The following is an 11,195-nucleotide window of genomic DNA, read 5'->3' as shown; positions in this document are numbered from 1 at the left end:
GTTTTTCATGAGTGACTTAAAAGTACCATATTTACCAGAAAACATGCCTTTTAACGGCGAACAAAAACAATGGTTAGGCGGCTTCCTAGCTGGATTACATACACGTTTATTAGTAAAAGAAGAAGGCACAAGCGCACAGCAAACAGTGGCACCTGCTATTAAACCTTTAACTATTATTTACGGCAGCCAAACCGGTAATGCACAAACTGTCGCAGAGGAAGCGGCAGAGTTAGCTTCACAATATGGTTTAACAGCAAGTGTGCTTGATATGGATGATATCACGCTATCAGAGCTTGCTTCTGTTGAGCGTTTATTAGTAGTAACTAGCACCTATGGTGAAGGGGAGATGCCGGATAATGCACAAGCGTTATGGGATGCAATTAATGAACAAGATGCACCTAAATTCAATAATACTTTCTATTCTGTCTTATCCCTAGGTGATACAAATTACGATGATTTCTGTTTGGCTGGCATTCAGTGGGATCAGCGATTAGCAGCATTGGGTGCAACACGTATCGTTGACCGCGTGGACTGTGATATCGACTTTGAAGATCTAGCAAGTCAATGGACTGCAGAAGTGTTACCGGATATTGCGACAAAAGGATCGGTTGTAGAGAGTACGCAGGCGGTTAAAGCGAAAGCAACTAAAAAAGCTAAATCAAAATACACTCGTAAAAATCCATTACAAGCTGAGCTGATCACTAAAACGGCTTTAACTAAAGCAGGATCAAGTAAAGAAACCTTTCATTATGAGTTTTCTTTGGGTGATAGTGGCGAAATTTATGAAGCCGGTGATGCATTAAACGTGATTCCGATAAATAGAACTGAGCTAGTTGCAGAGCTATTGGCATTATTTGATGCAACGGGCAAAGAGATGATCCCCTATAAGGGAGAGAGTATTAGCTTATTGCAAATTTTTAGTGAAGAAGTTGAAATTCGTATTCCAAGCAAAGAGTTTATTGCTGAGTTAGCCATTAGAAGTGGAGATAAACAATTATCTAAACTAGTGAATGGTGACATTGACGCACTTAATGACTTCTTATGGGGCAAGGATACGATAGATTTATTGCTGCTTTTCCCACAAGCGCAATTCAGTGTCGTCGAGTTTATTAATCTGACCAAACCGCTTGCTCCACGCGCTTATTCTATCTCATCTAGTATTAAGCAACATAATAACGAAGTGCATCTTACGATAGGTAATGTCCGTTATCGAAGTAATGAACGTGATCATAATGGAGTATGCTCTACCTTCTTGTCTGACCAAGCTAAAATAGGCGATAAAGTAAAATGTTACTTTGCGCCAAATAGCCATTTTGCAGTGCCTACTGATCCTAATGCACCAATGATTATGGTCGGACCTGGAACGGGTATTGCACCGTTTAGGGCATTCCTTGAAGAACGTTTAGCAACCGAAGCAAAAGGTCAGAACTGGCTTATTTTTGGGGATAGAAATAGTAAAACTGATTTTATCTATCAACAAGAGATAGAAGCGATGCAAGCAAGCGGCTTGATCAGTAAATTAGATTTAGCCTTTTCTCGAGACCAACCAGAAAAAGTCTATGTACAGGATCGTATGCTTGAAAATGGCGAGCAACTGTTTGCTTGGCTAGAGAAGGGCGGGTATTTCTTTATTTGTGGTGACGCAATGTATATGGCCAAAGATGTAGAGAAAGCGTTGCACTCAATTATCGAAATGCACGGTAAAATGTCGCCGGAAGAAGCGATTCAATATGTCGCTACATTGAAAAAACAAAAAAGGTATGTGAGGGATGTTTACTAACCTTAGCCACCTTATTTAGTTTATTCCTTCAGGGCTTGCTATGTATTACTTAGCAAGCCTTTTTATTCTTCCATTCATCTTTAGCTTGCACGCCATTTAATCTCTAAGTTACAGGTCATTGCTTTTGTTTTAATCGTCATTAATTTTTGCACGTCATCACATAATGTTTAGTTTTATTGTTGATAATGATTATCAATATTGATGTTGTTGTTGGGTATTTATTTCAAAGAAGTTATTGCTATGAGTATCATGCTATCCACCTTAAAAGATAAAATTAGATATGCAAAAGAGCCTGATAACCCAATGCTAATCTCTCTGTGGTTATCTGCTGAAGAATCTAAACAAGACATAGGTTATGAAGAACTCAACCTACAATCTCACTATCAAGAACAGTTTTATTTATTATTAGAGACAATTGCGGATGAACTTATTCCTGTGCATTGGCGACGTACTTGTCTAGACAATATTTATAAGCCAATTTGTTCATTACAACGTATTGCTAAAAATGAAAAACAGCAAACACAAGTTCAAACGTTATTACATGAGTTATCACTGACCGCTCAATATTTTAAACATAGCTTGCAACAGTAAATATCAAAAGGATAAACATGAAACAGACAAGAATAGAAAAAGATAGCATGGGTGAATTAGATGTGCCGATTGATGCGTTATATGGCGCACAAACTCAGCGCGCTATTAATAACTTTTCGATCAGTGGTAAAGGGATGCCTAAAGCCTTTATTAGTGCATTGATCTTAGCTAAATATGCTGCTGCTGAGGCAAATGCAGAATTGAATTTAATCCCGACTGAAATGGGAAAAGCGATTTGCCAAGCAGCGGATCAACTATTAGACAGTGATTTTCAGGTTCATTTCCCAGTTGATGTATTCCAAACCGGCTCAGGTACTAGTTCTAATATGAACGCGAACGAAGTATTGTCGACTTTAGCCAGTAAACTATATGGCGATACTGTCGGTGCTAATGATCATATTAATTATGGTCAAAGTAGTAACGATATTATTCCTACAACGATTCATATTAGTGCTGCGTTAGAGCTTAATAATAAGTTATTACCTGCGTTAACACATTTAATCGATACCATTAGAAGCAAAGCGGAAACGGTTGATCAGTATGTAAAAACGGGGCGTACTCACTTAATGGATGCAATGCCTATTAGAATGAGTCAAACGTTAACTGCATGGGCTGATCAAATTGCGATAAATAAAGGCGTACTAGAACAATTACAGCCTAACCTGCAAAGCTTAGCGCAAGGTGGAACAGCCGTTGGTACAGGTATTAATGCGGATCCTGCTTTTTCAGATAAATTTACCCAAGCATTGAGCAAGAAAACACAACTTAATTTTACACCGGCAGATAACTTCTTTACTCATATTAGCTCACAAGATATTGCCGTTTCTCTCTCTGGGCAGTTGAAAACACTGGCGGTGAGTATGATGAAAATAGCCAATGATTTGCGTTGGATGAATTCTGGGCCTTTAGCTGGTTTAGGCGAGATTGAATTAGAAGCATTACAACCAGGTTCATCGATTATGCCAGGTAAAGTGAATCCAGTTATCGCTGAAGCGACCTGTATGGTATCGGCGCAGGTTATTGGTAACGATGCAACGATTACAGTTGCTGGTCAATCAGGTAACTTTGAACTTAATGTGATGCTACCTTTAATCGCTAGTAACTTGCTAGAAAGCATCGAACTTATAACCAATGTTAGTCATTTATTGGCAGACAAAGCCATTGCGACTTTTGTTGTTAAAGAGGAAAAACTCAAAGAAGCGTTATCCCGAAATCCTATTCTAGTGACTGCATTGAATCCTATTATTGGCTATGCAAAAGCAGCTGAAATAGCCAAGTTAGCATACAAAAGTGGTCGACCAATCGTAGAAGTAGCCGCGGAAAACACAGATATTTCAATAGATGAACTTAATCGACTCCTAGATCCTGTCAAATTAACGCAAGGCGGAGTGCAAGGGTAGTAAAGTTTAATTAATTTTTTGTTATAAATGGCTTTGTGCAAATACAAGGCCATTTTTTTATAAGGTTCGCTAGATAAGCTGTAGTAAGAAGGGGACTAACAGCCTTTTGTTAGTTTAATTTACCTTTCAATATTAATATTTATGTCCTGCCAGGTTTTGCTTTATTCCGCGCAATGTACTTTTGTAAAAACATCTTCTTTTTTATACACATAAACGCCATTTATTATTTATTAGTGTAATTTTATAACAGCATTTATGCATTTTTTTATCTATAAGCTTATTTTCAAGCATTGATTCTCTATTTTTTAAGCGTAATATGAAGTGAAAATAGATAAAAAAATAACAGATTAAAAGCTTTAATTTGTTAAGAATTTATTTTTTTAGGCATTATTTTGATTAAGCCATACCTACCTTTATTGTAATGATAATCACTATCATTTGTGAATTTATATTCACATATAATAAGTAAAAATTCAATTTCATGAAGTTACTTTACTGGGTTATTGCGGGTATTAATTAGAATATTAATGCTTGAATATTTTATTTTCTATTTTAAATCAGTTGTTTACCTTATTTTTTTAAAGGGGAAGTGGGCATTGTGTCGCGCATTTCTTGTAAATGAATATGGAGTGAATAAGAAAATTGGATTTTATCTTGCTTAAAAGATAGAATACTGTCGAAATTACAGCTCTGACAATAGAGTGTTTCTCAATAAATAAGATACAACCCCTAATATTGCTAGGCTTTAAATAACTTTATTTATTGAGCAAGGAAGCTTTGTAAAGTGCACTTTTCTTAAAAGTAGTTTTCTTACAAAAAGTAAAAAAAATTAATTGCTTGTTTTTGTTTATTCAATAACAAGTCGTGTATAGCACTTCGGAAACATTAGACTTAACAATGTAATAAACCATATTGTTGGATCTAGAAGGACATGTTTATGACAAATAAAGAGCAAAACGCTCAAGGCCTTTATGTGCCAGAAATGGAGCACGATGCCTGTGGAATTGGCTTTGTAGCTCATCTAAAAAATAGCAAATCACACAAAATTGTGACGGAAGCTTTAGAGATGCTAGCGCGTATGGAACACCGTGGTGGACAAGGTTGTGATCCATGTAGTGGTGACGGTGCAGGTATTCTTTTACAAAAACCGCATGAGTTTTTAGTAACAGAAGCATTAAAGGAAGGCATTACACTTCCTCGCTTCGATCAATACGGTGTAGGTACTATTCTATTCCCAAAAGATGAAAATCACCGTGATCATTGTCGTGAAATTTTAGAAAGAACTGCAGAACGTCTTTGCCTTGAAGTTATTGGTTACCGTGTACTTCCTACAGATAACTCAATGATTGGTGATGACCCGCTAAGCACAGAACCACAATTTGAGCATATGTTCGTTACTGGTGGTCCGGATATGGACCCAGATGTGTTAGAGCGTAAGTTATTTATTTTACGTAATTATGCTACACGTATTTGTTTAGAGTCAGTGCAAGGTATCGAAGATAACTTCTACATTAATACTTTCTCGTACAAAACAATCGTATATAAAGGTCAGTTAACAACTGAGCAAGTACCTCAGTACTTCCTAGATCTACAAAATCCAAGCATGGTTACTGCATTAGCCTTGGTTCATTCTCGTTTCTCAACGAATACATTCCCACGCTGGCGTTTAGCACAACCATTCCGTTACATTGCTCACAACGGTGAGATCAATACGGTACGTGGTAACATCAACTGGATGAAAGCGCGTGAAGCATTGCTTGAAGCTGAATTCTTTACACGTTCTGAATTAGATATGTTAATGCCAATTTGTACAGACGGTATGTCTGACTCTGCAAGTTTTGATATGGCATTAGAATTATTAGTACTTTCTGGCCGTAGCCTTCCTCATGCATTAATGATGATGATTCCTGAAGCTTGGCAAGAAAACAAAGGAATGGACCCTAAACGTCGTGCATTCTATCAATACCATGCCAACCTAATGGAACCATGGGATGGCCCAGCATCTGTTTGTTTCACTGATGGTGTACAAGTTGGTGCAACGCTTGACCGTAACGGTCTACGTCCATCTCGTTACACAGTAACTAAAGATGACTTCTTAGTAATGGCATCTGAGTCTGGTGTAGTTGAAATTGCACCTGAAAACATTAAATCACGTGGTCGTTTACAACCAGGTCGTATTTTTGTTGCCGACCTTGAACAAGGCCGTATCATCTCTGATGATGAAGTGAAAGATGGTATTGCAGCTAGAAAACCTTACGAAACTTGGTTAAATGACAACCTAGTTAAATTAGAAGATCAACCTGCGGCATTAGAGCGTAATATTCAACCAGATGCTGGTAAACTATTAAAACGCCTACAAGCTTTCGGTGTTAGTTCTGAAGAATTAAACGAGATTATTCTACCAATGTTCCGCGATGGTAAAGAACCATTGGGTGCAATGGGTGTGGATTGGCCGTTAGCGGTTCTATCACATCAATCTCAACATTTATCTCACTACTTTAAACAGTTATTCGCACAAGTAACTAACCCACCAATCGATCCGATTCGTGAGCGTATGGTTATGTCGCTGAATACTTACTTAGGTAAAGATCAGAACTTATTATCTGAAACACCTGAGCACTGTCATAAAGTTGAGCTTGAATCACCTGTATTAAGTAATGCTGAATTACAAAAAATTAATGCACTTGATGATAAACATTTACAAGCTAAAACATTAGAAACATTCTTTGCTGCTTCTGGTGAACCAGGCAAACTGAAGAAAGCATTAGCACGTATTTGTCGATACGCAGAAGATGCAATTCACGATGGTTACTCAATCATCATTCTTTCTGACCGTAATGCAACGTCTGACCATGCACCAATCCCTGCTATGTTAGTAACAGGTGCGGTACATCACTACTTAATCAAACGTGGCCTACGTGCTATGTGTGACATAGTAGTAGAAACTGGTGACGTACGTGAAACACATCACTTTGCAACAGTAATTGGTTACGGTGCTTCAGCTGTTAACGCTTACTTAATTGAAGAGATGATTGTTGATCTACAAGCGAAGAAACGTTTACCTGCAGATAAATCTGTAGAAGATATCTTTAAGTCGTACAAAGCGGCAATCGATGCTGGTCTATTGAAGATCTTCTCGAAAATGGGTATCTCAACGATTCAGTCTTACCAAGGTGCGCAAATCTTTGAAGCATTGGGTATCAGTAAAGCAGTTGTTGATGATTACTTCAAAGGGACTGTGACACGTATCCAAGGTCTTTCACTAGACGATATTGCTAATGAAATCTTAGTACGCCATCGTTTTGCTTATCCATTACGTGCAGTGCCAAGCCAACGTTTAGACGTAGGTGGTGTTTACCAATGGAAACAACGTGGTGAAAAACATCTATTTAATCCAACAACGATTTCATTATTACAAGAATCAACACGTAATAAGAATTACGAGCAGTTTAAACAATACGCTGCTGCTGTTGATCAACAAGGTGATGATGCTGCGACTTTACGTAGCCAATTTGAATTTGTACCAAATGCATCTGGTCCAATCTCAATTGATGAAGTAGAGCCTGCTGAAAATATATTGAAACGTTTTGCAACAGGTGCGATGAGCTTCGGTTCTATCTCACATGAAGCTCACTCAACGTTAGCGATTGCCATGAACCGAATTGGCGCTAAGTCAAACTCTGGTGAAGGTGGTGAAGATCCAATTCGTTTCACACCAAAAGAAAACGGTGACTGGGAACGTTCAGCTATCAAACAGGTTGCATCTGGTCGTTTCGGTGTTACATCGTACTACCTAACCAATGCTGCTGAAATCCAAATTAAAATGGCACAGGGTGCTAAACCAGGTGAAGGTGGTCAATTACCAGGTCATAAAGTAGATGACTGGATTGGTCGTACTCGTCACTCAACACCGGGCGTAGGTCTTATTTCACCACCGCCGCATCATGATATCTATTCAATCGAAGATTTAGCACAGCTTATCTACGATTTGAAAAATGCCAACCGTGCTGGCCGTGTTAACGTTAAATTAGTATCGGAAGCGGGTGTGGGTACGATTGCTTCTGGTGTAGCGAAAGCAAAAGCAGACGTTATCTTAATCGCTGGTTTTGATGGTGGTACTGGTGCATCGCCAATCTCTTCAATTCGTCATGCGGGTTTACCATGGGAATTAGGACTATCTGAAGCACATCAAACGCTAATGAAAAATGGTTTACGTAATCGTATCGTTTTACAAGCTGATGGTCAGATGAAAACGCCACGCGATTTAACTATTGCTGCGTTATTAGGTTCTGAAGAATGGGGTGTTGCAACAGCTGCGTTAGTGGTTGAAGGTTGTATTATGATGCGTAAGTGTCACTTGAATACATGTCCTGTTGGTATCGCAACACAAAACAAAACATTACGTGAGCGTTTTGACGGCCGTGTAGAAGATGTTGTTACTTTCTTCGGTTACATGGTACAAGGCATGCGTGAAAACATGGCTAAACTAGGTTACAAAACTATCACTGAAATGGTAGGTCAAACTCAAAATCTAAAAGTACGTTCTGATATCAACCATTGGAAATACAAAAACTTAGATTTAAGCACTATCTTGTTTAAACAACAGGGTAAAGCTGAAGATGGCATGTTTAACCAAACAACTCAAAACCATAACCTTGAAGAAGTGTTAGATAGAAAACTAATTGAGTTAGCTAAACCTGCACTAGAGAAAGGCGAAGCAGTTTCGGGTTCATTCCCAATTACTAATATCGACCGTTCTTGTGGCACCATGTTGTCGAATGAAATTTCGAAAGTGTATAACGACCAAGGTTTACCTCAGCCAATGAAAATTAAATTCAACGGTTCTGCTGGGCAATCATTTGGTTGTTTCCTAGCGAAAGGTGTTGAGTTTACTGTTGAAGGTGACGCAAACGATTACTGGGGTAAAGGTTTATCTGGTGGACAAATTATTATCCATCCACACCGTAACTCAAGCATTGTATCTAAAGACAACATTATCGTAGGTAATGTATGTTTCTACGGTGCAACATCGGGTGAGTCATACATTAATGGTATGGCAGGCGAACGTTTCTGTGTTCGTAACTCAGGTGCGGAAGTTGTTGTTGAGGGTATCGGTGACCACGGTTGTGAATACATGACTGGTGGCTTAATGATTAACCTTGGTTCAACAGGTCGTAACTTTGCAGCAGGTATGAGTGGTGGTATTGCTTATATTTGGGATAGAGATGAATCATTTGTTGCTAACTGTAATATGGAACTAGTTGACCTAGATCCACTAGAGCAAGAAGATAAAGATTTATTAATTGCAAAAGTAACTAAACATTTCGAATTAACAGAGTCTAATACTGCTGCCGATTTCTTAGCTGATGTTGAAGCAAGTTTAGCGAAAGTTGTTAAAGTAATGCCTCGCGATTATAAAGCGGCATTAGCGGCTCGAGCGAAAGGAGAAGCATAATGGGTAAGCCTACTGGATTTTTAGAATTAGGCCGTGAACTTCCGCCAAAATTACCGGTTGAAGAGCGTCTAAAAAATAATAAAGAGTTTGTACAAAACGATGAGTTTGGTAAAAAAGTTAATGACCAAGCATCTCGCTGTATGGATTGTGGTGTACCTTTCTGTCACAACGGTTGTCCGATTGGTAATATCATTCCTGAATTCAATGATGCGGTTTACCGTGATAGTTGGTCAGAAGCTTGGGATATCCTAAGCTCGACTAATAACTTCCCTGAGTTTACAGGCCGTGTTTGTCCTGCACCTTGTGAGAGTTCATGTGTATTAGGTATTAACCAAGACCCGATTACGATTTGTAATATTGAAAAAAGCATCGTAGAAAGAGCTTATGCTGAAGGTTACGTTAAACCAAAAATTCCTCGTTCACGCAGTGGTAAAACCGTTGCTATTATCGGCTCAGGTCCTGCAGGTTTAGCTGCAGCTGAGCAGTTAAACTCAGCAGGTCATACTGTGACAGTTTACGAACGTGATGAAAAAGTTGGTGGTTTATTACGCTTTGGTATCCCAGACTTTAAACTAGGTATGGACGTTATCGATCGTAAAATCGCGGTAATGGAAGCAGCTGGTATCAAGATGGTTGTTAACGCGCATATCGGTGTTGACTTTGATGCAAAAGATTTACGCAAGCAGTTTGACGTTGTGTTATTGACAGGTGGTTCTACTGTACCACGTGATTTACCGATTCCAGGTCGTGACCTGAAAGGTGTTCACTTTGCAATGGAATTCCTAGGTCAAAATAACCGTCGTGCTAACGGTATGGATCTTAAAACTGAAGAAATTCACGCAAAAGATGACCATGTTGTTGTTATCGGTGGTGGTGATACAGGTTCTGACTGTGTTGGTACTTCAAATCGTCACGGCGCTGCATCAGTAACACAAGTGGAAATCATGCCGATTCCACCTGAAAAACGTACTGTTAACATGCCTTGGCCTTCGTACCCAATGATCTTAAAAACAACCACTTCTCACGAAGAAGGTGTGGATCGTCATTGGTCAATCCTAACCAAAGAGTTCATCGGTGATGAAAACGGTAACGTTAAAGAGTTAGTCGTTGCTGATATCGAGTGGGAAGAAGCACAACCAGGTCAACGTCCAAACTTTAAAGAAATTGAAGGTTCTGTACGTTCAATTCCTTGTACTAAAGCATTCTTGGCAATGGGTTTCTTACACCCAGAACCAACAGGTGTATTAGCACAGTTAGAAATTGGTCTTGATGAGCGCGGTAACGTTAAAACTGACGATTTCCAAACTAACCAAGATGGTGTTTTTGCTGCCGGTGATATGCGTACAGGTCAATCATTGATCGTACGTTGTATTAATGAAGGTCGTGAAGCAGCACGTGCAATCGATACTTACTTGATGGGTAACACTAACCTTGAATGTATCAATGATTCACTAATGATCGCTGACTAATTAATAATTTAATTGTTTATTGAACAATAAATATTATTAAGCGATGGTAAAGTTAATAAACCCCCTACTCTTTTTAGAGTAGGGGGGGTTTGTTTTTAAATGCATTGATAAAGTAAGGTGATACGATTTTATATTAGATCTCTTGCTCTCATACTAATCTGTAAAATTAACTGGTCAGTTTCATCCAATCCCTAAAGTACATACTTTTCACCCTTCGAGGCCTCCGCTTAGATAGTTACTCACTCATTTATTAACGCTAGGTCTACTCACTTTTAGGAACAGAGCAATTTGGGTTCGTGAATGGCTATCTTGAAAATGTGCTAAAGCCAACAAACGCATTTTCATTTGTAATGAAGTTTGCTTATGGGCAAGTACTTTAAAATCTGTCTTTTTTATATGATCCATTTTGAGTTGCTTTAATCGCAATAGATAAATCAATTAGATTATATTTGTTACTTAGATTGGTATTAGTCTTATGAGCAGAGAAGCTCTGCGACTTC

Annotated in this window: 5 protein-coding genes; all 5 read left to right on the top strand. The window is 38.6% G+C overall.

Going from position 1 to position 11,195, the window contains the following annotated elements; all coding sequences use genetic code 11:
* The first annotated feature begins 7 nt into the window (after window positions 1-7).
* The 5 genes from V6256_RS01540 to V6256_RS01520 all read left to right on the top strand — a co-directional run bounded on the left by V6256_RS01540 (window position 8) and on the right by V6256_RS01520 (window position 10,695).
* Window positions 8-1,780 (top strand): diflavin oxidoreductase, encoded by a 1,773-nt coding sequence (locus tag V6256_RS01540; protein WP_341596228.1) that lies wholly within the window; start codon window positions 8-10, stop codon window positions 1,778-1,780.
* A gap of 240 nt (window positions 1,781-2,020) precedes the next feature.
* Window positions 2,021-2,371 carry a hypothetical protein gene (locus V6256_RS01535; protein ID WP_341596227.1) on the top strand — a complete coding sequence of 117 codons (351 nt, stop codon included), beginning with the start codon at window positions 2,021-2,023 and terminating at the stop codon, window positions 2,369-2,371.
* A gap of 17 nt (window positions 2,372-2,388) precedes the next feature.
* Window positions 2,389-3,771, top strand: a complete 1,383-nt coding sequence (locus V6256_RS01530) for a class II fumarate hydratase (RefSeq protein WP_341596226.1) — start codon at window positions 2,389-2,391, stop codon at window positions 3,769-3,771.
* A gap of 937 nt (window positions 3,772-4,708) precedes the next feature.
* Window positions 4,709-9,226, top strand: a complete 4,518-nt coding sequence (gene gltB, locus V6256_RS01525; protein WP_341596225.1) for a glutamate synthase large subunit — start codon at window positions 4,709-4,711, stop codon at window positions 9,224-9,226.
* On the top strand, window positions 9,226-10,695 hold the full coding sequence (locus V6256_RS01520) for a glutamate synthase subunit beta (RefSeq protein WP_341596224.1): 1,470 nt from the start codon (window positions 9,226-9,228) through the stop codon (window positions 10,693-10,695). Before gltB ends, V6256_RS01520 begins: the two co-directional genes overlap by 1 nt.
* The last annotated feature ends 500 nt before the right edge of the window (window positions 10,696-11,195 follow it).

Source organism: Psychromonas aquatilis (assembly GCF_038155185.1).
GTDB lineage: Bacteria > Pseudomonadota > Gammaproteobacteria > Enterobacterales > Psychromonadaceae > Psychromonas > Psychromonas aquatilis.
The sequence above is the reverse complement of the archived record's forward strand: the minus strand, read 5'-3'. Positions and strand labels throughout refer to the sequence as shown.